The sequence below is a fragment of the Streptomyces sp. NBC_00285 genome (genome assembly GCF_036174265.1).
Taxonomy (GTDB): domain Bacteria; phylum Actinomycetota; class Actinomycetes; order Streptomycetales; family Streptomycetaceae; genus Streptomyces.
Genome location: NZ_CP108055.1, coordinates 4,425,259 through 4,450,595, shown reverse-complemented (window position 1 = coordinate 4,450,595; position 25,337 = coordinate 4,425,259). Strand labels below are relative to the sequence as shown.

General features: G+C 69.7%; 18 protein-coding genes. 6 read left to right on the top strand and 12 right to left on the bottom strand.

The features are described from left to right. Nucleotides 1-87: 87 nt before the first annotated feature. Nucleotides 88-660, bottom strand: coding sequence for a GNAT family N-acetyltransferase (locus tag OHT57_RS20480; protein WP_328747910.1), 573 nt, complete (start codon nucleotides 658-660; stop codon nucleotides 88-90). A 269-nt stretch (nucleotides 661-929) separates the two neighbouring features. On the opposite strand from OHT57_RS20480, the gene secA reads away from it, so the two are divergent. After that, nucleotides 930-3,773, top strand: a complete 2,844-nt coding sequence (secA, locus tag OHT57_RS20475; RefSeq protein WP_328747908.1) for a preprotein translocase subunit SecA — start codon at nucleotides 930-932, stop codon at nucleotides 3,771-3,773. A 136-nt stretch (nucleotides 3,774-3,909) separates the two neighbouring features. Here secA and OHT57_RS20470 read toward each other — a convergent pair whose 3' ends face one another. Then, nucleotides 3,910-4,566: an Rv3235 family protein gene (locus OHT57_RS20470; RefSeq protein ID WP_328747907.1), complete on the bottom strand. Its 657-nt coding sequence runs from the start codon at nucleotides 4,564-4,566 to the stop codon at nucleotides 3,910-3,912. Nucleotides 4,567-4,874: 308 nt separating this feature from the next. Here OHT57_RS20470 and OHT57_RS20465 point away from each other — a divergent pair, with 308 nt between their 5' ends. Next, nucleotides 4,875-5,390, top strand: a complete 516-nt coding sequence (locus OHT57_RS20465) for a DUF6912 family protein (protein ID WP_328747906.1) — start codon at nucleotides 4,875-4,877, stop codon at nucleotides 5,388-5,390. 88 nt (nucleotides 5,391-5,478) lie between these two features. Next, nucleotides 5,479-6,144 carry an HAD family hydrolase gene (locus OHT57_RS20460; protein WP_328747905.1) on the top strand — a complete coding sequence of 222 codons (666 nt, stop codon included), beginning with the start codon at nucleotides 5,479-5,481 and terminating at the stop codon, nucleotides 6,142-6,144. Between the two features lie 131 nt (nucleotides 6,145-6,275). Here OHT57_RS20460 and OHT57_RS20455 read toward each other — a convergent pair whose 3' ends face one another. Beyond that, the gene (locus tag OHT57_RS20455) at nucleotides 6,276-6,842 is read right to left on the bottom strand and encodes a DJ-1/PfpI family protein (protein WP_328747904.1); all 567 of its coding nucleotides are present in this window, start codon (nucleotides 6,840-6,842) and stop codon (nucleotides 6,276-6,278) included. 922 nt (nucleotides 6,843-7,764) lie between these two features. Between OHT57_RS20455 and OHT57_RS20450 the strand changes: the two genes are divergently transcribed. Beyond that, a complete protein-coding gene (locus OHT57_RS20450) occupies nucleotides 7,765-12,717 on the top strand; it encodes an NAD-glutamate dehydrogenase (protein WP_328747903.1) in 4,953 nt (1,650 codons plus the stop codon). Nucleotides 12,718-12,804: 87 nt separating this feature from the next. Here the strand turns inward: OHT57_RS20450 and OHT57_RS20445 are convergent, their stop codons facing one another. Both OHT57_RS20445 and OHT57_RS20440 read right to left on the bottom strand, forming a co-directional pair. Continuing rightward, entirely contained in the window at nucleotides 12,805-13,629 is an 825-nt protein-coding gene (locus OHT57_RS20445; RefSeq protein WP_328747902.1) for an ABC transporter ATP-binding protein, read from the bottom strand. Beyond that, nucleotides 13,622-14,539, bottom strand: coding sequence for an ABC transporter permease (locus tag OHT57_RS20440; RefSeq protein WP_328747901.1), 918 nt, complete (start codon nucleotides 14,537-14,539; stop codon nucleotides 13,622-13,624). Before OHT57_RS20440 ends, OHT57_RS20445 begins: the two co-directional genes overlap by 8 nt. Nucleotides 14,540-14,833: 294 nt before the next feature. On the opposite strand from OHT57_RS20440, the gene OHT57_RS20435 reads away from it, so the two are divergent. Further along, nucleotides 14,834-15,460, top strand: a complete 627-nt coding sequence (locus OHT57_RS20435) for a TetR/AcrR family transcriptional regulator (protein ID WP_328747900.1) — start codon at nucleotides 14,834-14,836, stop codon at nucleotides 15,458-15,460. Between the two features lie 189 nt (nucleotides 15,461-15,649). On the opposite strand, the gene OHT57_RS20430 is transcribed toward OHT57_RS20435, so the two are convergent. The 3 genes from OHT57_RS20430 to OHT57_RS20420 all read right to left on the bottom strand — a co-directional run bounded on the left by OHT57_RS20430 (nucleotide 15,650) and on the right by OHT57_RS20420 (nucleotide 18,649). Further along, nucleotides 15,650-16,582 (bottom strand): ADP-ribosylglycohydrolase family protein, encoded by a 933-nt coding sequence (locus OHT57_RS20430; protein ID WP_328747899.1) that lies wholly within the window; start codon nucleotides 16,580-16,582, stop codon nucleotides 15,650-15,652. A 149-nt stretch (nucleotides 16,583-16,731) separates the two neighbouring features. Next, nucleotides 16,732-17,712, bottom strand: a complete 981-nt coding sequence (gene galE, locus OHT57_RS20425) for a UDP-glucose 4-epimerase GalE (protein WP_328747898.1) — start codon at nucleotides 17,710-17,712, stop codon at nucleotides 16,732-16,734. A 460-nt stretch (nucleotides 17,713-18,172) separates the two neighbouring features. Next, entirely contained in the window at nucleotides 18,173-18,649 is a 477-nt protein-coding gene (locus OHT57_RS20420; RefSeq protein ID WP_328747897.1) for a MarR family winged helix-turn-helix transcriptional regulator, read from the bottom strand. Nucleotides 18,650-18,771: 122 nt separating this feature from the next. Here OHT57_RS20420 and OHT57_RS20415 point away from each other — a divergent pair, with 122 nt between their 5' ends. Beyond that, entirely contained in the window at nucleotides 18,772-19,185 is a 414-nt protein-coding gene (locus OHT57_RS20415) for an organic hydroperoxide resistance protein (RefSeq protein WP_328747896.1), read from the top strand. A 103-nt stretch (nucleotides 19,186-19,288) separates the two neighbouring features. Here OHT57_RS20415 and OHT57_RS20410 read toward each other — a convergent pair whose 3' ends face one another. The 4 genes from OHT57_RS20410 to OHT57_RS20395 all read right to left on the bottom strand — a co-directional run bounded on the left by OHT57_RS20410 (nucleotide 19,289) and on the right by OHT57_RS20395 (nucleotide 25,326). Beyond that, nucleotides 19,289-21,562 (bottom strand): bifunctional glycosyltransferase/CDP-glycerol:glycerophosphate glycerophosphotransferase, encoded by a 2,274-nt coding sequence (locus OHT57_RS20410; protein WP_328747895.1) that lies wholly within the window; start codon nucleotides 21,560-21,562, stop codon nucleotides 19,289-19,291. Nucleotides 21,563-21,702: 140 nt separating this feature from the next. Then, entirely contained in the window at nucleotides 21,703-22,611 is a 909-nt protein-coding gene (locus OHT57_RS20405; RefSeq protein ID WP_328747894.1) for a carbohydrate ABC transporter permease, read from the bottom strand. Further along, nucleotides 22,608-23,951 (bottom strand): carbohydrate ABC transporter permease, encoded by a 1,344-nt coding sequence (locus tag OHT57_RS20400; protein ID WP_328747893.1) that lies wholly within the window; start codon nucleotides 23,949-23,951, stop codon nucleotides 22,608-22,610. Before OHT57_RS20400 ends, OHT57_RS20405 begins: the two co-directional genes overlap by 4 nt. Nucleotides 23,952-23,955: 4 nt before the next feature. Further along, nucleotides 23,956-25,326: an ABC transporter substrate-binding protein gene (locus OHT57_RS20395; protein ID WP_328747892.1), complete on the bottom strand. Its 1,371-nt coding sequence runs from the start codon at nucleotides 25,324-25,326 to the stop codon at nucleotides 23,956-23,958. Between the last annotated feature and the right edge of the window lie 11 nt (nucleotides 25,327-25,337).

Genomic DNA, 25,337 nt, shown 5'->3' with positions numbered 1-25,337 from the left:
TGACAGTGCGAGGAGACCTGTGGGACATGAGCGCGGAGAGCCTGTTGGACATGAGCGTGCCACCGGCCGGCATCATCGCTGCGGTGGCTACCGAGGGGCGGGGAGATACGGCGCTGTCGACGGCAGCCCCAGGTCGGACGGCAGCAGCGCGCCCATCCAGCAGTCCCGGCGTACGCCCCGGTGGACCATTGCGGACCGCAGGACGCCCTCGATGACGAAGCCCGCGCGCTCCGCCACGGCGAGGGAGGGCTGGTTGCCCACCTCCGCACGCCACTCCACGCGGTCGGCCGACAACTCGGTGAAGGCCCAGCGACAGCCCGCGCTGACGGCCTCGCTGACATAGCCGTTGCCGCGGTGTTCCTTGGTGCCCCAGTAGCCGATCTCGAACGTGCCCGGCGAGCGTCTGCTCAGGCTGAGCATGCCCACCAGGTCCGCCCCTTCGGGGAGGAAGAGGCCCCAGGTGAACATCGTGCCGTTCGCCCAGCCGTCCGGGACGAGCTGTTCCGTGAAGCTCTGGGCGTGCTCGGGCAGGTACGGGGAGGGGATCGTGACCCAGCGCAGGATGTCGGGGTCCTGGGCGGCCGCGAGGACCGTACCGGTGTCCCGCGCGGCGGGTGTGCGCAGCAGGAGACGGTCCGTGGTCAGCGTGATGGGTTCCATCGGCTGATTCTGCTCAGGTGTTCTTGAAGGCGCCATCGTTTTTGCTCTGGGTGAGCGGGTGATCACAATTCGTGCAATTCGCGAGCGGGGCGCGGCACCAACGGCGTTGCCCGTCCGTTGTCACCTTTGAAACAGATTTGAAGGAGCTGACAGTCGGCGTACCCGGCAGGCCTCCCGACGTGGCGGGGTCCTCGCATACGATGGCCGTTGCTCAGTAAGCCAAATTGAACCGACCGTCCCAGGCCCGACCGGCAAGGAGACCAGCCCCCGTGTCCGTCATCTCAAAGATCATGCGTGCAGGCGAAGGCAAGATCCTGCGCAAACTGCACCGCATCGCGGACCAGGTCAACTCCATCGAAGAGGACTTCGTCAGCCTCTCCGACGCCGAGCTGCGGGCCCTCACGGATGAGTACAAGCAACGGTACGCAGACGGTGAGACCCTGGACGACCTGCTCCCCGAGGCGTTCGCCACCGTGCGTGAGGGTGCCAAGCGCGCTCTCGGCCAGCGCCATTACGACGTGCAGATCATGGGCGGCGCCGCCCTCCACCTCGGCTACGTGGCCGAGATGAAGACCGGTGAGGGCAAGACCCTCGTCGGCACGCTGCCCGCATATCTGAACGCGCTGTCGGGCAAGGGCGTCCACCTGATCACGGTGAACGACTACCTGGCCGAGCGCGACTCCGAGATGATGGGCCGCGTCCACAAGTTCCTGGGCCTGGAAGTCGGTTGCATCCTCGCCAACATGACGCCGGCCCAGCGTCGCGAGCAGTACGCGTGCGACATCACGTACGGCACGAACAACGAGTTCGGCTTCGACTACCTGCGCGACAACATGGCGTGGTCCCAGGACGAGCTCGTCCAGCGCGGCCACAACTTCGCCATCGTCGACGAGGTCGACTCCATCCTGGTCGACGAGGCCCGTACGCCGCTGATCATCTCCGGCCCGGCCGACCAGGCCACCAAGTGGTACGGCGACTTCGCCAAGTTGGTCACGCGCCTGAAGAAGGGCGAGGCCGGCAACCAGCTCAAGGGCATCGAGGAGACCGGCGACTACGAGGTCGACGAGAAGAAGCGCACCGTCGCCATCCACGAGGCCGGTGTGAGCAAGGTCGAGGACTGGCTGGGCATCGACAACCTCTACGAGTCGGTGAACACCCCTCTGGTGGGCTACCTGAACAACGCCATCAAGGCGAAGGAGCTCTTCAAGAAGGACAAGGACTACGTCGTCATGGACGGCGAAGTCATGATCGTCGACGAGCACACCGGCCGTATCCTCGCGGGCCGCCGCTACAACGAGGGCATGCACCAGGCCATCGAGGCGAAGGAAGGGGTGGACATCAAGGACGAGAACCAGACCCTCGCCACGATCACCCTCCAGAACTTCTTCCGCCTCTACAAGCGCCACGACCACAACGACAAGGAACAGGCCGGCCTCTGCGGCATGACCGGTACGGCGATGACCGAGGCCGCCGAGTTCCACCAGATCTACAAGCTCGGTGTGGTCCCCATTCCGACCAACCGGCCGATGGTCCGCAAGGACCAGTCGGACCTGATCTACCGCACCGAGGTCGCGAAGTTCGAGGCGGTCGTCGACGACATCGTCGAGAAGCACGAGAAGGGCCAGCCGATCCTCGTCGGTACGACGTCGGTCGAGAAGTCCGAATACCTCTCGCAGCAGCTGTCCAAGCGCGGTGTCCAGCACGAGGTGCTCAACGCCAAGCAGCACGACCGTGAGGCGACGATCGTCGCGCAGGCCGGCCGCAAGGGTGCCGTGACCGTGGCCACCAACATGGCCGGCCGTGGTACCGACATCAAGCTCGGTGGCAACCCCGAGGACCTCGCGGAGGCGGAGCTGCGTCAGCGTGGCCTCGACCCCGAGGAGCACATCGAGGAGTGGGCCCAGGCCCTGCCCGCCGCTCTGGAGAAGGCCGGGCTGGCGGTCAAGGCGGAGTTCGAGGAGGTCAAGGACCTCGGCGGGCTCTACGTCCTCGGTACCGAGCGGCACGAGTCGCGCCGTATCGACAACCAGCTGCGCGGCCGCAGCGGCCGTCAGGGCGACCCCGGCGAGTCCCGCTTCTACCTCTCCCTCGGCGACGACCTGATGCGCCTGTTCAAGGCCCAGATGGTCGAGCGCGTCATGTCGATGGCGAACGTCCCGGACGACGTGCCGATCGAGAACAAGATGGTCACGCGCGCGATCGCGTCCGCCCAGTCGCAGGTCGAGCAGCAGAACTTCGAGACCCGTAAGAACGTCCTGAAGTACGACGAGGTCCTCAACCGGCAGCGCGAGGTCATCTACGGCGAGCGGCGCCGCGTCCTGGAGGGCGAGGACCTGCAGGAGCAGGTCGTGCACTTCATGAACGACACCATCGACGCGTACATCAGCGCGGAGACCGCCGAGGGCTTCGCCGAGGATTGGGACCTCGACCGGCTCTGGGGTGCGTTCAAGCAGCTCTACCCGGTGAAGATCACCGTCGAGGAGCTGGAGGACGCGGCCGGCGACCGCGCGGGCCTGACCGCCGAGTACATCTCCGAGTCCATCAAGGACGACATCCTCGAGCAGTACCAGTCGCGTGAGACGCAGCTCGGCTCCGAGATCATGCGTGAACTGGAGCGCCGCGTCGTGCTGTCGGTCCTGGACCGCAAGTGGCGTGAGCACCTCTACGAGATGGACTACCTCCAGGAGGGCATCGGCCTGCGCGCGATGGCGCAGAAGGACCCGCTGGTCGAGTACCAGCGTGAGGGCTTCGACATGTTCACCGCCATGATGGAGGGCATCAAGGAGGAGTCCGTCGGCTACCTGTTCAACCTGGAGGTCCAGGTCGAGCAGCAGGTCGAGGAGGTCCCGGTCGAGGACGAGAGGCCGTCCCTCGACAAGCAGGACGTGGTTCCGGCGCAGGCCGGCGCGCGTCCCGAGATCCGCGCGAAGGGGCTCGACGCCCCGCAGCGTCGGGACCTGCACTTCTCCGCGCCGACCGTGGACGGCGAGGGCGGTGTCATCGAGGGCGAGTTCGCCGACGACGACGATGAGCCCGTGCGTTCCGAGGCGGACGGTCTCACCCGCGCGGAGCGGCGCAAGCAGTCCCGCGCGCGGGGGCGCCGCAAGAAGTAGTGCGTACGGTGCCGGTGGCGCCGTAGGGGATTCACGTGACGGCACCTGTGGTGCCGAGGCGGAAGGGCCGGGTCGCTCATTGACCCGGCCCTTCCGCGTGCGGGCCTGCGGGGCCTGAGGGGCTTCTCCGGGCCCGTCAGTCGTCGTGCGGGTGCGGAGCCCGAGGGCCGCCCAGTTCGACCGCTGTGCAGCGCCAGCGGCGGTCCTGGCCCAGTTCCAGGCGGAAGGCCATGGCGCGCAGCTGGTCGCCGGCGCCGATGCGGGCGAATGCCTCCACGGCGCCCGGGCGGGCCACGTAGTAGCCGATGTCCCGGACCACGGGGCGGGTGCCGCGGGTGCGCAGGGAGCCGCGTTCAGCCAGCCAGGCCAGCTCGTCGTAGGCGCGCCCTGCGGTGTGCCGGAGCATCGAGTGGACGGGGCGTCGGCCGCTCAGGACGCCGAGGAGCAGGTCGGCGAAGCGGTCGGTGGGGCGGGGCTGGGGGATCAGCGGGCGGCGCGGGGTCTGGGCGGGGACGACCGGGTCCTGGTGAGACGCGGGGGCCGGGTCGTGGACCGTCGCGCCGGCGGGGGCGGTGGTGCGGCCGGGGGCGCCGAGGGGGCGGCTGTCCGTGGGGCCCGTACGGGTGCGGGGGCCGGTGCCGGGGGAGCCCGGCGGACGGCCGTCGCCCGGGGCCGTACGGGGCGTGCTGCCGCCGGGCGTGCGGGGCGGTGTGCCACCCGGGCGGCGGGCGTCGCGGCGCGTCGGCGGGCGGGTGCCTGAGTGGTGCTGAGCCCTGGTCATGACCTTGTTCATGGGATCCCCGTTCTGCCGGCCCGGCGAGTACCGGGCGGTAACTTTGTGGATGAGGATCTTGTACGGGGCCGTGGACCTCGACGGCAAGAAAGCGGTGGGCCGGATCGGGCGGCCGAAATGTTCACCTATCAGGGTGATCGTGGCAAGCGGAAGCCCGTGATCCCAGGGGGGTGGCGGGTGAATTCCGGGCCTGGGGTGGACGCCTCACGAGGGCTGGGCAGGGACTCGAAAGGGGACGCCCGCACGTATCCTGAAGGCCTTCGCGGCGCCCCTGCGACCACGTTGCCCGACCACGAAAGCGGCCAGCCATGCGCGTCTACGTCCCCCTGACCCTCTCCGGTCTCGCCGAGGCGTACAAGACGGGTGAGCTGGGAGCCGGGCCGCTCCTCGCGTACGCCGTCACGCCCGCCCTGCGCGAGTGGTACCTCTCCGACGACATCGAGGAGCTGGAGTACGCGGCGCTGAACCGGGCCGGGCTGGCCTCGCTGCGGCTGCTCGCGGCGGACGCCGGGGCCGTACGGCGGCGGGTCGTGGTGGCCGTCGACGTGGCCGACGGGGCAGCGGCCGCCGATCCCGACCGGGGCCTCGACCCCGCGGCACTCGGCGAGGTGCGGGTCGACGGGGCGGTGCGGTTGGCCAAGGCGGCCGCGGTGCACCTCGACTCGGACGACGCGCAGGACGACGTCACGGCCGCCGTGGACGCGCTCGCGGCGGCGGACGGCGGGGACGACGACGCGCAGTTCGTCGTGGACGGGGCCGAGGACCACGAACTGCTCTGGTACGCGACGCAGGAGATCCCGAACTTGCTGGGCCTGGGCGGCTGACCCCGTCTCGGACTGCCCCGAATCGCGGCTTTACCTGCCTTGACCTGCGAACCTCTTGATTGTCAGTGGAGGCGGGTACGTTTTTGGCATGGGGAAGATGACAGGGGCGCACATCGTCTGGGACTGGAACGGGACGCTGTTCCACGACAACGACGCGATCATCGGGGCGACGAACGCCGCGTTCGGCGAGCTGGGGCTCGCGCCGATCACGATGGAGCGGTACCGGGCGCTGTACTGCGTGCCCGTGCCGAAGTTCTACGAGCGGTTGCTCGGCCGGTTGCCCACGGAGGCCGAGTGGGAGGTCATGGACGTGACCTTCCACCGGTACTACACCGAGCATCGGGTGGGGTGCGGGCTGACCGACGGGGCGGTGGAACTGCTCGCGGGGTGGCGGTCGGCGGGGCGCAGCCAGTCGATCCTCAGCATGTACGTGCACGACGAGCTGGTTCCGTTGGTGCGGGGGTTCGGGATCGAGCCGCACTTCCTGCGGGTGGACGGGAGGACCGGGCCCTCCGGGGGAAGCAAGGCGGAGCACATGGAGCGGCATCTCGCGGCGCTGGCCGGGGTGGAGGCTGCGCGCACCGTGGTGATCGGTGATGCTGCGGACGACGCGGTGGCGGCCCTGCGGGTCGGGGCGCGGGCCGTGCTGTACACCGGCGGCTCGCACAGTCGGGCCAGTCTCGAGGTGGCGGGTGTGCCGGTGGTGGACACCTTGGCGGAGGCGGTCGCGGAGGCTGAACGCATAGCCGCATAGCCGCATAGCCACATAGCCGAGTGGCCGCGTAGACGCATAGGTGCATGGCCGTCTGGTCGCCTGGCTGCTCAGCGGTCGGTGCTGCTGCGATGTCGGTGCGCCTTCGCGTAGCCCCCGCGGCACCCCGTCGGTCAGGTCACCGGTGCCTTCGCCCTCAACACCGTCAGGAACTCCCGCATCCAGCCCGAGTGGTCCGGCCACGCCCGGGAGGAGACCAAGGTGCCGTCCACCACCACCTCGGCGTCCTGGAACACCGCGCCGGCGGACTGCATGTCGGGTTCCAGGGCCGGATAGGCCGTGACGCGGCGACCGCGGAGGCCGTCGATCGCGGCGGTGAGCAGGGGGCCGTGACAGATCTGGGCGACCGGCTTGTCCGCGTCGAAGAAGGACTTGAGGATCTTGCGGAGTTCGGGGTCGTTGCGGAGGTACTCGGGGGCCCGGCCGCCGGGGATGACGAGGGCGGCGTACTGGCCGGGGTCGACCTCGGCGAAGGCCAGGTCGGCGGGCCAGGTGTAGCCGGGCTTCTCGGTGTAGGTGTCGAAGCCGGGTTCGAAGTCGTGGACGACGAAGCGGAGCGTCTTGCGGTCGGGGGCCGCGATATGGACGTCGTAGCCCTCCTCGCGGAGGCGCTGGTAGGGGTACAGGACCTCCAGCGACTCCGCGGCGTCGCCGGTCACGATCAGGATTTTGGCTGTCATATCGGCAACGTGCATCCAGGAGACGGGGTTGCCAAGGGGGTGCGCATCATCGGGAACATGCAGGGACGGGCCGCGGGGTGATCCGTCCCGACGAGCTTCTGCGGGAGTCGATTCCGTTGGACGAGCTTCGGTTGGACGGGCTTCCGCTGAACGCGCCTCCGGCGACTAGCTGTGGGGCGAGCGGGGGCGAGCCCTTCGGTGACTCGGCCCGGCCTGACTCGGCCCCGCCCACCGGGTCGGCTCGGCCCGGCGTACCGGCCCCGCGACCCAGACCGAGGCGCGGCCGGCGAGGCGCCTGACGAAAGGTCCGGCGGAACCGCCCGGCGGCTTGTCCGGCGACCCGCCGGAACGCGCGCTGGGTGACCCGCTGGAACACGCGCTGGGCGACCTGTCGGGACGCAAGTTGGGTGACCCGTCGGAACACGCGCTGGGCGACCTCCCGGAACGCGCGCTGGGCGACCTGTCGTATTACGACGGCTTCGCCCCTTCCGCCCCTGTGCAGACTGTCAAAGTTCGACCCCTGCTTTTGTACACATACGGCTCATGACGCCCCCCCTGCAAGGAGCGATAGCCTTGGTGGCGTGATCAGCGCGATAGTTCGCGGGGGCGCTGTGGCCCCCGCCCTGCGCCCGGTGCGCACGGAACACCTCCGTCGCCGGGCGGCGGCCGCTGGTCCTCGCGGGCGGGACGGGGCCGTAGGGGCCCTCATGACGCCGAGTACACCCTCGTCACCGGCGCGGCAGAGAGCAGCGTCACACCTGGCGGGCGTGTCGAGAATGGCTGATATCCCCCCGCTCATCTCACCTTGCGGCATAGCGTCGGAGCAGACCGGAGACCCCGGGGCCGTGGCGTCCGAGCCGCAGGGGAAGAGCCGTACTTCCTTCTACGTCACGCAACGGCGCGCGACAGGAGTCAGAGGACAATGCAGACCAAGCTGGACGAAGCCAAGGCCGAGCTGCTCGAGAGGGCTGCACGGGTAGCTGAGAACAGCCCGGTCGGGGGGCACCTACCGACTGGGACGACCGACGAGGACATCTCCCGCACCCCGGACACCCCGGACAGCGAGACCGTGCTCGCGTTCCTCCAGCGCTACTACCTGCACACCGCCCCGGAAGACCTGACCTCCCGCGACCCCATCGATGTCTACGGAGCCGCGCTCTCGCACTTCCGGCTGGGCGAGAACCGCCCGCAGGGCACCGCCAACGTGCGCGTCCACACACCCACGGTGGAGGAGAACGGGTGGACGTGCACCCACTCGGTCGTCGAGGTCGTCACCGATGACATGCCCTTCCTCGTCGACTCCGTCACCAACGAGCTGACCCGGCAGGGACGCGGCATTCATGTCGTCATCCACCCCCAGGTCGTCGTCCGCCGTGACGTCACCGGCAAGCTGATCGAGGTCCTCACCGCCCCGCCTTCCGCCGGGGACCTCCCGCACGACGCGCACACCGAGTCGTGGATCCATGTCGAGATCGACCGCGAGACCGACCGTGCCGACCTGAAGCAGATCACCGCCGACCTGCTGCGCGTCCTGTCCGACGTCCGCGAGACCGTCGAGGACTGGGAGAAGATGCGGGACGCGGCCCTCCGTATGGCCGACGAACTGCCTGCCGAGCCCGTCGCCTCCGATCTGCGCGACATGGAGATCGACGAGGCACGCGAGCTGCTGCGCTGGCTGGCCGCCGATCACTTCACCTTCCTCGGCTACCGGGAGTACCAGCTCAGGGAGGACGACTCCCTCGTGGCCGTCCCCGGCACCGGACTCGGCATCCTGCGCTCCGACCCGCACCATGCCGACGAGGAGAGCCACCCGGTCAGCCCGTCCTTCGAGCGGCTGCCCGCCGACGCCCGTGCGAAGGCCCGTGAGCACAAGCTGCTCGTGCTGACCAAGGCCAACAGCCGGGCGACCGTGCACCGGCCCTCGTACCTCGACTACATCGGTGTGAAGAAGTTCGACGCGGCCGGCAACGTCGTCGGTGAGCGGCGCTTCCTCGGACTGTTCTCCTCCGCCGCCTACACCGAGTCGGTGCGCCGCGTCCCGGTGATCCGCCGCAAGGTGGAGGAGGTGCTGGAGCGGGCGGGCTTCTCACCCAACAGCCACGACGGCCGTGACCTGCTCCAGATCCTGGAGACCTACCCGCGCGACGAGCTCTTCCAGACCCCGGCCGACGAGCTGGAGTCCATCGCCACCTCCGTCCTGTACCTCCAGGAGCGGCGCCGGCTGCGTCTGTACCTGCGTCAGGACGAGTACGGCCGCTACTACTCGGCCCTCGTCTACCTGCCCCGCGACCGCTACACCACCGGTGTCCGCCTCAGGATCATCGACATCCTGAAGGAGGAACTCGACGGCATCAGCGTCGACTTCACCGCCTGGAACACCGAGTCGATCCTGTCCCGGCTGCACTTCGTGGTCCGTGTCCCGCAGGGCACCGAGCTGCCGCAGCTCAGCGACGACGACAAGGAGCGCATCGAGACCCGCCTGGTGGAGGCCGCCCGCTCCTGGGCCGACGGTTTCGGCGAGGCGCTCAACGCCGAGCTCGGTGAGGAGCGCGCCGCCGAACTGCTGCGCCGCTACGGCACCGCCTTCCCCGAGGGATACAAGGCCGACCACACCCCGCGCTCCGCGGTCGCCGACCTCGTCCACCTGGAGAGGCTCAACGAGGACAACGACTTCGCGCTGAGCCTGTACGAGCCGGTGGGCGCCGCCCCCGAGGAGCGCCGTTTCAAGATCTACCGCAAGGGCGACGCGATCTCCCTGTCGGCCGTCCTGCCGGTCCTCAGTCGGCTCGGGGTCGAGGTGACGGACGAGCGGCCCTACGAACTGCGCTGCTCCGACCGCAGCATCGCCTGGATCTACGACTTCGGCCTGCGCATGCCCCGGTCGCAGAACGGCACCGGTGACCACCTCGGCGACGACGGCCGCGAGCGATTCCAGGAGGCCTTCGCCGCCACCTGGACCGGCAAGGCGGAGAACGACGGCTTCAACGCCCTGGTGCTCAGCGCCGGCCTGAACTGGCGGCAGGCGACGGTGCTGCGGGCATACGCGAAGTACCTGCGCCAGGCGGGCTCGACATTCAGCCAGGACTACATGGAGGACACCCTCCGCCACAACGTCCACACCACCCGGCTGCTCGTCTCCCTGTTCGAGGCGCGGATGTCTCCGGACCGGCAGCGCGCCGGGCACGAACTCGTAGACGCCCTCCTGGAGGAGCTCGACGCGGCCCTCGACCAGGTGGCCTCACTGGATGAGGACAGGATCCTGCGGTCCTTCCTGACCGTCATCAAGGCGACCCTGCGCACCAACTTCTTCCAGGAGGCCGCGGGCGGCAAGCCGCACGACTACGTCTCCATGAAGTTCGACCCGCAGGCCATCCCCGACCTGCCGGCCCCGCGCCCGGCGTTCGAGATCTGGGTCTACTCGCCGCGTGTCGAGGGCGTGCACCTCAGGTTCGGCAAGGTCGCGCGCGGCGGGCTGCGCTGGTCCGACCGGCGCGAGGACTTCCGTACCGAGATCCTCGGCCTGGTCAAGGCGCAGATGGTGAAGAACACCGTCATCGTGCCGGTCGGCGCCAAGGGCGGCTTCGTCGCCAAGCAGCTGTCCGACCCGGCCGTCGACCGCGACGCCTGGTTGGCCGAGGGCATCGCCAGCTACAAGATGTTCATCTCGGCCCTGCTCGACATCACCGACAACATGGTGGCCGGAGACGTCGTGCCACCGGCCGACGTCGTGCGGCACGACGAGGACGACACCTACCTGGTGGTCGCGGCCGACAAGGGCACGGCGACGTTCTCGGACATCGCCAACGGGGTCGCGGAGTCGTACAACTTCTGGCTCGGCGACGCCTTCGCCTCCGGCGGCTCGGCCGGCTACGACCACAAGGGCATGGGCATCACCGCCCGCGGCGCCTGGGAGTCCGTCAAGCGGCACTTCCGCGAACTGGCCGTCGACACCCAGTCCGAGGACTTCACCGTCGCCGGCATCGGCGACATGTCCGGTGACGTGTTCGGCAACGGCATGCTGCTCTCCGAGCACATCCGCCTGGTCGCCGCCTTCGACCACCGGCACATCTTCATCGACCCGAGGCCCGACGCGGCCACCTCCTACGCCGAGCGCCGCCGCGTCTTCGAACTCCCGCGCTCCAGCTGGGCCGACTACAACACCGAGCTCATCTCCGCGGGCGGCGGCGTCTTCCCCCGCACCGCCAAGTCCATCCAGGTCAACGCCCACATCCGCGAGGCCCTCGGCATCGAGGACAAGGTCGCCAAGATGACCCCGGCCGACCTGATGAAGGCGATCCTCAAGGCGCCGGTGGACCTGCTGTGGAACGGCGGCATCGGCACCTACGTGAAGGCGTCCACCGAAACCCACGCGGACGTCGGCGACAAGGCCAACGACCCGATCCGCGTCGACGGCGCCGACCTGCGCGTACGGGTCGTCGGCGAGGGCGGCAACCTGGGCCTGACCCAGCTCGGCCGGATCGAGTTCGCACTGCACGGCGGCAAGATCAACACCGATGCCATCGACAACAGTGCGGGCGTGGACACCTCCGACCACGAGGTGAACATCAAGATCCTGCTCAACGGCCTCGTCACCGACGGCGACATGACCGTCAAGCAGCGCAACAAGCAGCTCGCCGAGATGACCGACGAGGTCGGCCACCTGGTCCTGCGCAACAACTACGCGCAGAACACCGCGATCGCCAACGCGCTCGCCCAGTCCAAGGACATGCTCCACGCCCAGCAGCGCTTCATGCGCCATCTGGTGCGCGAGAGGCACCTGGACCGAGCTCTGGAGTTCCTGCCGACCGACCGTCAGATCCGCGAACGCCTCAGCGCCGGACAGGGGCTGACCAGCCCGGAGACGGCCGTCCTGATGGCGTACACCAAGATCACGGTCGCCGACGAACTCCTGCACACCTCTCTGCCGGACGACCCGTACCTGCGCACACTGCTGCACGCGTACTTCCCGTCCGCGCTGCGCGAGAAGTTCGCCGACCACATCGACAATCACCCGCTGCACCGCGAGATCATCACGACCGTCCTGGTCAACGACACGGTCAACACGGGCGGTACGACCTACCTGCACCGCCTCCGCGAGGAGACCGGCGCGTCGCTGGAGGAAATCGTCCGGGCGCAGACCGTGGCCCGCGCGATCTTCCGCTCGGCCACCGTGTGGGACGGGGTCGAGTCGCTCGACAACCAGGTCGAGGCCGCCGTACAGACCCGGATCCGGCTGCACTCGCGCCGCCTCGTCGAGCGCGGCACGCGCTGGCTGCTCAACAACCGGCCGCAGCCGCTCCAACTCGCCGAGACCATCGAGTTCTTCGGTGACCGCGTCGAACTGGTGTGGTCGCAGCTGCCAAAGCTGCTGCGGGGCGCGGACCTGGAGTGGTACCAGAAGATCTACGACGAGCTGACCGGCGTCGGTGTGCCGGACGAGGTCGCCATGCGCGTGGCCGGGTTCTCCTCCGCCTTCCCGACCCTGGACATCGTCTCGGTGGCCGACCGCATGGGCCGGGCCCCGATGGACGTCGCCGAGGTGTACTACGACCTCGCCGACCGCCTCCACATCACCCAGCTCATGGACCGCATCATCGAGCTGCCCCGCGCCGACCGCTGGCAGTCCATGGCCCGCGCCTCCATCCGCGAGGACCTCTACGCCGCCCACTCGGCGCTGACCGCGGACGTCCTGGCGGTCGGCAACGGCACCTCGACCCCCGAACAGCGCTTCAAGGCCTGGGAGGAGAAGAACGCCCCGATCCTGAGTCGGGCGCGCACCACCCTGGAGGAGATCCAGGGCTCGGACGCCTTCGACCTCGCGAACCTCTCCGTCGCGATGCGCACGATGCGCACCCTGCTGCGGCAGCACTCGTAAGCCGTACGGCCGTTGCGTCGGGCCCACGACGACGGGGGCGCCCGGGACTTCATGTCCCGGGCGCCCCCGTCGTCGTACAGCGGCAGTTCAGACGGCTGCCGCGGGCTGCTTGGCCCTGGCCTTGTCCGGGCCGCCCGTGAAGTCCTCGTAGGCCGCCAGGACCTCGTCCGTGGGGCCGTCCATGCGCAGTACGCCGCGCTCCAGCCAGAGCACCCGGTCGCAGGTGTCACGGATGGACTTGTTGCTGTGGCTGACGAGGAACACGGTGCCCGCGTGCTTGCGCAGTTCGCGGATGCGTTCCTCGGAACGCTTCTGGAAGGAGCGGTCGCCGGTGGCCAGGGCCTCGTCGATGAGGAGAACGTCGTGGTCCTTGGCGGCGGCGATGGAGAAGCGCAGCCGGGCCGCCATGCCGGAGGAGTACGTCCGCATCGGGAGGGTGATGAAGTCACCCTTCTCGTTGATGCCGGAGAAGTCGACGATCTCCTCGTAGCGCTCCCTGACCTGTTCGCGGGACATGCCCATGGCGAGGCCGCCCAGGTAGACGTTGCGCTCGCCGGTCAGGTCGTTCATCAGAGCCGCGTTCACGCCGAGGAGGGAGGGCTGGCCGTGCGTGTAGATCTGCCCGTTCTCCACCGGGAGGAGGCCCGCGACCGCCTTGAGCAGGGTCGACTTGCCGGATCCGTTGGTGCCGATCAGACCGATGGCCTCGCCCTTGTACGCCACGAACGAGACGTTCTTGACGGCGTGCACGGTGCGGACGCCCGCCGCCTTCTCGGCCTGGCCGCGCCGCATCATGCGGTTCAGCGCGGCGGTGGCGGAGCCCCTGCCGGCCCCGGTGCCGTTGATGCGGTAGATGATGTCGACGCCGTCGGCGACGACGGTGGGGATCTGGTCGTTCGCGATGTCAGCCACGGCCGTACGTCTCCTCAGCCTTCCAGAAGTAGATGAAGCCGCCGACGCCGGCGACCAGCGCCCAGCCCACCGCGAGCGGCCACACGTGGTGCGGCAGTTGGCTCGCGTGGAAGCTGTCGATCAGCGAGTAGCGCATCAGGTCGATGTAGACGGCGGCCGGGTTGGCCTGGAGGACGGGGACCACCCAGTGCGGCCAGTTGTGGTGACCCTTGGCCAGCTTGTCGATGCTCCACATCACGCCGGAGACGTACATCCAGGTGCGCAGGATGAACGGCATCAACTGTGCGATGTCCGGCGTCTTCGCCCCCATCCGCGCCATGATCATCGAGACGCCCGCGTTGAAGACGGACTGCAGTACCAGCGCCGGGATCGCCAGCAGCCAGGACGCGGCGATGGGCACACCGAAGCAGAGCAGGATGACGACCAGGGCGGCCATCGAGAAGAGCAGCTGCTGGAGCTGCTGGAGGGCGAACGAGATCGGCAGCGCGGCCCGCGGGAAGTGCAGGGCGCGTACGAGGCCGAGGTTGCCGGCGATCGCGCGGGTGCCCGCCATGATCGAGCTCTGCGTGAACGTCCAGATGAACACGCCCGTCACGAGGAACGGGACGTAGTCCGGCACGTTCCTCTTGGTGCCCAGCAGCACGCCGAAGATGAAGTAGTACACCGCCGCGTTCAGCAGCGGGGTCATGACCTGCCAGACCTGGCCCAGCTTCGCCTGGGCGTACTGCGCGGTGAGCTTGGCGGTGGCGAACGCGGTGATGAAGTGACGCCGTGCCCACAACTGGCGGACGTACTCGGGCAGGGAGGGACGGGCACCGCTGACCGACAGGCCGTGACGGACGGCCAGGGCCGCGAGGTCGTCGCCGGCGGAGGGTGCTGTCGGGGGCGGTGTGTCGAGGACCTGGCTCACATCCGCTGCTTTCGTTCGGGGTGGGGGAGAAGGGGAGGCGCATGCGGGCGGTCGGTCCGTCACCTGATGTTTCCTTACGTGATTCTTCACGTTTTCTTACGTCGGGACGGGACCGTATCGTCGCATCGTGAGCGTAGGACGAGTGAGCGTCGGAACGCAACCGTTTCGTCGCGACGAATGACGATGGAACGTAACCGTATCGTCGTCACGGCCGTCGCCGGAACGAGACCGTCCCGTCGTAACGAGTCGCGTCGGGACGGGACCGTTTCGTCGCTACGCCCTATGCTGGTCCGCATGACGACCAACGCCGACGCGCCGCAGACCCGTCCGCGCCGCCGTGCCCCGGCAGGAGCCGCCGTACTCCGCGAGGACGTGACGGATGCCATCAGGGCGGCCGTCTTCGAGGAGCTGGCGGCCGTCGGCTACGCGCGGATGTCGATCGAGGGCATCGCGCGCCGCGCGGGCGTCGGCAAGACCGCTGTCTACCGTCGCTGGCGTTCCAAGCTGCACCTGGTCCTCGACGTCGTCTCGGAGATCGCGGTGATGGGCCTGCCCGTGCCGGACACCGGCTCCCTGGAGGACGACCTGCGGATGCTGTACGAGGTGACGTCCCGGGCCCTGCGGCACCCTGTGGCCTCGCAGATCATCCCCGATCTGCAGGCCGAGGCGGCCCGCAACCCCGAGATCGCCGAGGCCCTCCAGAACGCGTTACAGAAGGGGCAGGAGGGCGTCGCCAGCAAGATCGTCGTCGCGGCGGAGGGACGCGGTGAGCTCCGCGCGGGCTTCAACGACGAGCTGGCGCTGGATCTGATCTCGGGCCCGCTCTACTGGCGCTCGGTCGTGATCCGCAGCCCGAAGCTGCCCAAGGGGTACCTCGCGGCGCTGGCCCGGGCAACGACGGAGGCACTCAAGGCACTCTGAGCCTCATCGGGCTCGGCAGGTGCCAGGTGCCAGGTGCCAGGTGCCGCGCGCAGGGCGCAGGGCGAGGAGTGCCGGTGCGCGGCCCCGGATCCCTGCTGCCGGCGCCCCGCAGGGCCCGGCGTGCGCACGATTCGGGAGTTGCTGCCGGTCCTGGGGGCCTGAGGGTGGACTGTCGAGCGGTTGGACTCCTCAGGCGATCAGGAGAAGGGTCAGGGCTGCCAGGTCTGCCGCGCTCAGAACCCGGTCGGCGAAGCCCGGCAGCGGCACGTGCAGTGCGGCGGTCCAGTGTTCGGGGACGGCAGTGATGCCGTGGACCGCGCCGGCCAGGGCGCCGGTCACCGCTGCCACCGTGTCCGTGTCGCCGCCCAGGTCGATCGCGGCGCGGACTGCCGTCTCGTAGGAGATTGTCGTGCGCAACGCCCAGACCGCGGAGCCGAGGCAGGGCCATACGGCGCCGTTGAACTCCGTGGCTTGGTCAGGGTGCCAATCGGGGGCCAGGACGGTGGCGTAGCGGCGTCGGTGGTCGGGGTGGACGGCTGCGAGGGTGGCTGCCACGGCGTCCAGCGGGTCCCCGCCGGCCAGAGCGACCCGCATCAGCTCGTGGAGGACAGCCGTGCCTTCCCAGGCCGCTCGGTCGCCGTGGGTGAGGGCGGCCAGGCGGCGGGCCGCGTCCATCGTGGCGTCGCGGCCCTGTGCGGCGAAGTACACGGCGGAGGGGGCCGCCCGCATCAGCGAGCCGTTTCCCGCGGCCCGCTGGCTCACCTGGAAGTGCAGAGCGGCAGCGGTGTCCCAGGGGTCGCCGCCGCTCAGCACGGCCTCCGTCTGGAGGCCGATGTCCTTCGGCTCCGCTGCCGCCCACTGCCGGAACCGCCTGAAGACGTCCGGGAGTTCCAGCCCGCCGCAGTCCACCAGGGACTCGGCGACCAGAACCCCCATCTGCGTGTCGTCGGTCGCCTCGCCGGGGTCCCAGCCGCCACCCCCGCACATCTCACCGCCGTGCCCCGGCTCCGGGAACCGTGCCGAAAAGGCGCCCTCCGGTCCGAACTCGAAGGGCGCGCCCAGCGCGTCACCCACGGCGGATCCGATGACGGCGCCCAAGGCGCGCTCTACGGGAACGACCATCCGCGCAGGCTAGCCCCCGAGTCGCCACCGCCGCCTCGCGGAAGGCCCAAGCCGCCACCGCCGCCTCGCGGAAGCCCCAGGCCGTCACGGCCGCCGCCCTACGACGCCCCCGAGTCCCCGAGCCCTCCCCCTGGCGGCCCGCCCCGCCGCTACCCCCGGGCCGCCCCCGGATGCAGCCGCAGCCATCCCTCCCAGGCCGAAGTGATCATGTCCTGGATGTCGTGCTTGGCCTTCCAGCCGAGTTCTGTGGCTGCGAGGTCGGCCGAGGCCACGACTCGGGGTGGGTCGCCGGGGCGGCGGGGAGCGATCGTCGGGGGGCGGTCGTAGCCGGTGAGGGCGTTGATGCGGTCGATCATCTCGCGGACGGAGACGCCTTCGCCGCGGCCGATGTTGACGGTGAGGCCGCGGCCGGGGGACGACTGGAGGGCGCGGGCGGCGGCCACGTGTGCCTCGGCCAGGTCGGCGACGTGGATGTAGTCGCGGACGCAGGTGCCGTCAGGGGTGTCGTAGTCGTCGCCGAAGATGCGCGGGGGCGCGTCCGCCGTGAGTTTCTCGAAGACCATCGGGATCAGGTTGTAGACGCCCGTGTCGGCCAGCTCGGGGGCCGCAGTGCCCGCCACGTTGAAGTAGCGCAGGCAGGCCGTGGCGAGGCCTGTCGCGCGGCCCGTTGCGCGGACCAGCCACTCGCCGGCCAGCTTGGTCTCGCCGTACGGGGACATCGGCGCGCACGGCGTCTCCTCCGTCACCAGGGGGACGTCCGGCATGCCGTACACGGCCGCGGAGGACGAGAAGACGAAGGAGGGGACCCCGGCAGCGGTCACCGCCTCCAGGAGGACGCGCAGGCCCTCGACGTTCTCCCGGTAGTAGTGCAGCGGCAGCTCCACCGACTCGCCGACCTGCTTCTTCGCCGCCAGGTGGACCACGCCGGTGACCTCGTGGTCCGCGAGGGTGTGTGCGACCCGTTCGGCGTCCAGCGTGGAGCCCACCACCAGCGGCACGTCGGCCGGCACGCGCTCGGCGATCCCGGTGGACAGGTCGTCGTACACGACCGCCTGCTCGCCCGCCTCGGTCATCGCCCTCACGACGTGCGCCCCGATGTAGCCGGCGCCGCCGGTGATCAGCCAGGTCATGTACTGCCGTCCCCTCGTCGGTTGACCCGTGTCGACTGTCGGCCCGTGGCCGCGTATCAGTGAACCAGGCGAACGGGTCCGGCGGGCGCCGTCGGGGTGACCACGAGTGAACCGGGGGACACGCGCGGTGCCGGAGGGAGGGGGACGGTCGAGCGCCACACGCGTGTGCGGGAGAGCGCCCGGCCCGGCAGCAGCCCGGGGAGGAGCAGGAGCGGCCCGGCGCCATGCGCGAGGACGTCGACCGGTGATGGCGGAGCCGCCGCCACACCTCGCGGCCGACGGCGTCCCAGCAGCGTCCCGACCGGCGACCGGCGACCGGCGACCGGCGAGCAGCCGCAGCACCCGGGCGCGGGCGGCCTGCCAGGCGGCGGGCGAACCGGTCGCGGGACGTCCCGCCAGGGCGGATCGCAGGCGGGCATGTGCCGCGCAGGCCTGAAGCGCCGCTGGTTTTCGGTAAGTGTCAGTCCCCGTCGGGAAGTTCGGCGTGCACCGCCGCGTCCAGCGCCGAGGTGAGCTCGTCCAGGCGGGAGCGCAGTCGTCCGATCTCGTCCACGTCGAAGCTGGTCGCCGAGACGATCCGGCGCGGCACCTGCTCCGCGCGTTCGCGCAGGGCGACGCCCTCCTCGGTGAGCCGCACCAGCACGGAGCGCTCGTCGAGGGTGCTGCGCTCGCGCCGTACCAGGCCGGCCGTCTCCAGCCGTTTGAGCAGCGGCGACAGGGTGCCCGAGTCGAGCCGAAGGTGCTCGCCCAGCTTCTTGACGGGCAGGTCGCCGTGCTCCCACAGCACCAGCATCACGAGGTACTGGGGATAGGTGATCCCCAGATCCTTGAGGATCACGCGGTACACGCTGCCGAAGGCGCGGGAGGCGGCGTTCAGGGAGAAGCAGATCTGTTGGTCGAGGCGGAGCCAGTCGGTGGCGGTCGGTGGCGTGGTCATGGTTCCAGGATAGCTCTTGCGGGCCATTTAGTTGTACACAACTAAATTGTGTGCTCTACTTGTGGTCGTGAGGCGGTCGAACGAAAGCCGCCAGAACAAGACTTCGAGAGGGATGGTTTTCCATGGACGCGCTCTACACCGCTGTCGCCACCGCCACCCACGGCCGCGATGGTCGCGCCGTCTCCAACGACGGCAAGATCGACCTGAAGCTGGCCCCGCCGGTGGAGCTGGGCGGCAACGGGGAGGGCACCAACCCGGAGCAGCTGTTCGCCGCCGGTTACGCCGCCTGTTTCGGCAGCGCTCTCGGTCTCGTCGGCCGCCAGGCCAAGGTCGACGTCAGTGACGCCGCCGTCACCGCCGAGGTCGGCATAGGCAAGCAGGGTGAGGGCTTCGGCCTCAAGGTCACCCTCCGCGTCGAGCTGCCCGACACGGTGGACACGGAGACCGGCCGCAAGCTCGTCGAGTCGGCCCACCAGGTCTGCCCCTACTCCAACGCCACCCGCGGCAACATCGAGGTCGAGCTCGTCGTCGAGTAGGACCGAAAGGCCGGCGCGGTCGAACGCGGCCGCCCCGTGGGGCGCCACGTGGTCGGCCGGGTCGGAGTGGGATGGGACGGGCTGGACGGCATGCCGGGGTCCTTCAGAGGGTTTCGGTGACGGTCGTGTTCGGTGCCGGCCGCTCCACGCTGGTCAGCGGCGCACGCTCCGACGCGGCCACCGCCGACGGCACCGGGTGCCGCTCCGCAGGCGGGATCACCGGCGGCAACCCGGCCTCGCCCAGCACGACATGGCGTACGACCCGTTCGGCGGCGCGGCCGTCGTCGTACGGGCAGAACCGCTCGCGGAACGCGGAGCGCAGCTGCGTGGAGCGGGAGCCGCGCCAGTGGCCGGTGGCGAAGATGTCGATCAGTTCGTCCTCGTTGCGCGCGATCGCCCCAGGCGCGAAGGACCGCAGGTCGAAGTAGGTGCCGCGGGCCGCCTCGTACGCCTCCCGGTCGTCGGCGTGGATCACGATCGGCCGGTCCAGGCCCGCATAGTCGAACATCAGGGACGAGTAGTCGGTGACCAGGGCGTCCGAGGCGAGACACAGGGCCTCGACGCTCGGATGGTCGGTGACGTCGATGACCCGGGCCGGCGCCGGGGAGACGAGCGGGCCGCCGTGCCGGTGATGGGCGCGGGCCAGCACGACGAACCGGGGGCCCAGACGGCGCAGCAGCCGGTCCAGGTCGAGAGCGGCGCGCTGGGTGCGGCGGTAGTCGCGGTGGGTGGGCGCGTACAGGATCGCCACCGTGCCCTCGGGGATGCCGAGGGACGCGCGCACCCGCCGTACGTCCTCCGAAGTCGCTCTCTGGAACACGTCGTTGCGGGGCTGGCCGTAGGGGAGCGTGGTGTAGCCGCCGGGGTAGACGCGCTCCCAGGTCAGGGTGGTGTGGCGGTTGGGGGACAAGACGTGGTCCCACTTGTCGACGTCGGCGAGGAGCTGCGCGAAGTCCATGTCCCGTGCCGCCGCGGGGCGTTCCTGAAGGTCGAGGCCCATGTGCTTGAGGGGCGTGCCGTGTTGGGTCTGGACGAGGACCTGACCGGCGCGCTTGATCAGGCGATGGTCGAACTCGGTGTTGTTCACGAGGTACTTGGAGCGGGCGAGCGCCGTCCAGTAGGCGGCCGTGCCCGGGCGGATCCGACGGGTCGCGGTCGGGATCGTGTGGTGGTGCTCGGGGCGGGCGATCCACGCGGTGCGGATGTGCGGGGCGAAGGTGCGGAACGCCTCCTCCAGGGCGCCCGGGTTGCAGCCGTGGCCGCGGCCCCCGTACGCGGCGAAGACGGCACGGTCCGCACGCAGGGGAAGCCGGCGCTGGACGCGGTAGTGGAGCCGGAGGGCCGCCGCGCGCAGCGACTTCGCCAGACGTACGACCGGTTCGGTGGTCCGGTGGCTCAGCCTCCGGGCCAGTTGCCGTGCTCGGAGGGTGCGGTACAGATTCAGCCGGATCGTCCGGTGGCGCAGCCGCGAACGCGCCGGGACCGGGTGACCTGGGACACGACGGGCGCGGTAGTGGTCGCGGGCCCGCCGCAGGAACTCCGCGTGGGTGCCGCGCGGGAGCCGGCCCCTCTCGGTGAACACCGCCCACAGATGGTCGACCATGCGGTGGAACAACACCGGCCGCCACTGGGCGAGTTCGGGACGCGAGTCGATGTACGCGAAGACCCTGTCGTACTGGTCGAAGACGTCGAATTCGGTGCCGTCGACCGGGCTCGCCGTGTCCGGGACGCCGACCTTCCGGTGCTGCCGGTGGTGGACGCAGACCCGGTCGAGGGTGGCGATGGTCTCCGCGGTCATCAGGACGGGGTAGGTCCAGGCCGGGTCCGCGTGATGACCGGGCGGGAAGGCGAAGCCCCCGCGCTCGGTGAACTCCCTGCGGTACGCCTTGTTCCAGGCCGCCGCCGGTACCAGGAGCAGTCCCGGCCGGTCCTCCAGACGGAACGGGGCCGGGCCCTGCTCGGTGAGCTGTCCCGCGAACGCGTCGCGGACGGTCTCGCCCGACCAGGGGGCGAGCGCGTGGCCGTAGACCAGGACGTCCGGCTCACCCGTCTCCTTCAGCCGGTCGGCGATCGCCCGCAGCGCGTGCGGGGCGAGGGTGTCGTCGCCGTCCAGGAACACCAGGTAGTCACCCGTGGCCTCGGCCGCCCCCGCGTCGCGGGCGGGACCGACACCCCTGTTCCGCGCCAGGTGGACGGCCCGTACGCGCGGGTCGCGGGCCGCGAACTCGTCGGCGATCTCACCGCACGCGTCCGGGGAGCGGTCGTCGACCGCGATCAGCTCCAGATCCTCGTACGACTGTGACAGCACCGATTCCAGGCAGGCGGGCAGATACGCCTGCACCTTGTACGCGGGGACGATGACACTGAACCTGGGCACGGCACATCCATGGGTCGGCGCGGGCGGTCTGCCCGGGAACGCCCCATGAAGGCCGTTGGTTACGGTCCGTACGGCATTCGGGCGAACGGGAAGGGGCGGACCACTATTGGTCCGCCCCTTCAAATCGGTTGCCCGACCGGCTACTTGACGGCGCCCGCCATCACGCCGGTCACGAACTGCCGCTGGAACGCGAAGAACACGATCAGCGGGATCACCATGGAGATGAACGCGCCCGGCGCCAGCACGTCGACGTTGTCGGCGAAGGCGCGCATCTGGGTCTGCAGGGCCACCGTGATCGGCTGGCTGTCGGCGTCCGTGAACACCAGGGCGATCAGCATGTCGTTCCACACCCACAGGAACTGGAAGATGCCCAGGCTCGCGATCGCGGGCCCGCCCAGCGGCATCACCACCCGTACGAACAGGCGCAGTTCACCCGCGCCGTCGAGCCTCGCCGCCTCCAGGAGCTCCCGGGGGATCTCCGCGAAGAAGTTCCGCAGCAGGAACACCGCGAACGGCAGACCGAAGCCCGTATGGAAGAGGATCACCCCGAAGATGTTGCCGAACAGGCCGATCTTGCCGAAGAGTTCGGCGATCGGGATCAGCGCCACCTGCACCGGCACCACCAGCAGCCCGACCACGGCCATGAACCACCAGTCGCGGCCCGGGAACTCCATCCACGCGAACGCGTAGCCCGCGAGCGAACCGATGACGATCACCAGGACCGTCGCCGGGACCGTGATCAGCACGGTGTTGACGATGGAGCCGGTGATGTCGCTGTTCTGGAGGAGCTTGTCGTAGCTGTCGAAGGTGAGCTGGGAGGGCTTGGTGAAGACCTGCCACCAGCCGCTCGCCGTCAGATCGCCCGGGGTGCGCAGCGAGGAGATCATCAGCCCGATCGTCGGCACCAGCCAGAACAGGGCGACGATGACGAGGAAGACGCTGATCAAGCCGCCGCTGACCCGCTCGACGAGCCGTGAGCCGAGCGACTGCTTCGCCTTCACCCCGCCGGCCGGTGCCGTCTCGGGAAGCCTCTGGGCCTCGGTGGTCATCGCCGTACCTCCCGCCTGAGCCGACGAATGTTGAACCACATCACCGGGATCACCAGAAGCAGCAGGAACACCGAGATGGCGCTCGCGATGCCCGGCTGGTCCTCGGCGAAGCCCTTGCGGTACAGCTCCAGGGCGAGGACGTTCGCGTCGTCCTGCGAGGAGCCCGGGGCGATGATGAAGACCAGGTCGAAGATCTTCAGGACGTTGATCATCAGGGTCACGGTGACGACCGCGAGAACGGGTGCCAGCAGGGGGACCGTGACCCTGCGGAAGACCTGCCACTCGCTCGCGCCGTCGACCCGGGCCGCCTCCAGGAGTTCCCGGGGGATGCCCGCGAGCCCGGCCGCGATCAGCACCATCGCGAAACCGGCCCACATCCAGATGTACGACCCGATGATCGCCGGAGTCACCAGCGACGGGCCGAGCCAGTCGAGGCCGTTGTAGGCCTCCTTGAAGTTGCCTGCCGGGAGCCGCAGTTGGGCGCCGTCGGCCTTCGGGGAGAACGAGAACGTGCCGTCGTCGCCGGCCTTCACCGTCTCGACGACCTTGCCGTCCCTGACCGCCTCGATCTTCATGCCGGGATAGCCCAGCTCGGTCGGGTCGACCCCGCCGAGCGTGCCCACACCCTTGCCGCGGGTGAAGTCCTGCCAGGTGGTGCCGGTGATCCGGCCCGGGTCGGCCTGCGGCGGTACGGCCTTCTTCGCCTCGCCGGGCATCTGGTCCGGGGCGACGCCGACCAGGGGGAGCGTGACCGTGCCGCCGGTGTGGACCACGCCCTTGGTGAGGAAGCCGCCCTTCTCCGCGACCAGCGGCGAGTTCCGGCCCGGGTGCGCCTTCGGGAACGCCGAGGACTGCGCGAACGTGTCGTGCACGCCCACCACCACCGCGTTCGCGAAGCCCTTGTCCGGGTCCTGGTCGTAGACCAGCCGGAAGATGATGCCGGCCGCCAGCATCGAGATCGCCATCGGCATGAAGACGACCAGCTTGAACGCCGTTCCCCAGCGCACCCGTTCGGTCAGCACCGCGAAGACCAGACCGAGCGCGGTGGCGATCGTCGGCGCGAACACCACCCAGATGATGTTGTTCTTCAGGGCCGTGCGGATGCCGTCGTCGGTGAACAGCGCCTTGTAGTTGTCGAAACCGGCGAAGCCGTCACCGGACTGGTTGTAGAAGCTGCGGACCAGCGAGTACCCGATCGGGTAGACCACGAGCGCGCCCAGCAGCACGAGAGCGGGCAGCAGGAACAGCGCTGCCACGGTCCTGCGCGTGCCGGTCACGCTCTTGCGCGACTTCGGGGAGGCGGGGGTCGGGGGGACCCCTGCCTCCGTGGCCGACGTCATCGCGTCAGTTCCCGTAGGCGGCCGCCGCGTCGGCCTCCAGCTTGGCCTGCGTGCCCGCGATGTCCTTCGGGTTGGTCAGGAAGTCCTGCAGCGCCTTCCACTCGCCCTTGCCGGGCGTGCCGCCGAACGCCTGCGGGGCCTGGTCGGACATGTCGAAGCGGAAGTCGTCGCCCGAGCCGACCAGTGCCTTGGCGATCTTCTGCTGCACCGGGTTCGGATACGCCGAGATGTCCACGCTCTTGTTCGGCGAGAGGTAACCGCCCAGCTTGGCCTGGATCGTTGCCGCGTCCGGCGAGGCCAGGAAGGTCGCCAGGGCCTGCGCCGCCTTGGAGTCCTTCAGGATCACGGCCGCGTCGCCGCCGGAGACCACGGGGGCGGTGTCGCCGACCTTCGGGAACGGGAACACCTTCGCGTCGGTGCCGACCTTCGCCTTGGCCGTCTGGATGTTGACCTGCGCGAAGTCACCCTCGTAGACCATCGCCGCCTTGGGCTGGTCGCCGCCGGTGAACGTCTGCGTCACCGAGGCCGGGAAGTCCGTCTGCAGCGCGCCGGTCGCGATGTAGTCCTTCTTGCCCCACACCTGGGCCAGCGTGGTCAGCGCGTCCTTCACGGACGGGTCCGTCCACTTGATCTCGTGCTTGGCCAACTGGTCGTACTTCTCCGGGCCGGCCTGCGAGAGATAGACGTTCTCGAACCAGTCGGTGAGGGTCCAGCCCTCGGCGCCGCCGACGGAGAACGGGGTCACACCCGAGTCGTAGACCGTCTGGGCGGTGGTGAGAAGTTCGGCCCACGTCTTCGGCTCGGTGGCGCCCGCGTTCTCGAAGACCTTGGCGTTGTACCAGATCAGGGACTTGTTGGCGGCCTTGTAGTAGACGCCGTACTGGGTGCCGCCGACCTTGCCGATGTCCTGCCAGCCCTGCGAGTAGTTCTTCGCGAGCTCGGCCTTGGCCTCCGCGCCGAGCGGCTTCGCCCACTTCTTGTCCACGGCCTGCTTGATGGCGCCAGGCTGCGGGAGCATCGCGACGTCCGGCGGCTTGCCGCCCGCGACCTTCGAGCCCAGGAAGTTGACGATCGGGTCCTGCGCGGGCACGAAGGTCACCTTGGCGCCGGTGCGCTTCTCGAACTCCGCGAGGACCTTCTTGAAGTTGGCCTGCTCCTCGCCGCTCCAGACGGCGGCGACTTCCAGACTCTCGCCGTTCAGCTTGGGGAGGGTGACGGTGGTGCCGGACTCCTTGGCGCCTGTCGCGCCCGTGTCGCCGCCCTTGTCGTCGCCACCGCCGCATGCGGTGAGTGAGAGGGCGAGGGCCGTCGCGAGGGCGGCGGCCGCGGTTTTCGCTGCCCTGGGCTTTCGGTTTGTGCTGCTCGTGCTGCGCATCACGTCCCCGT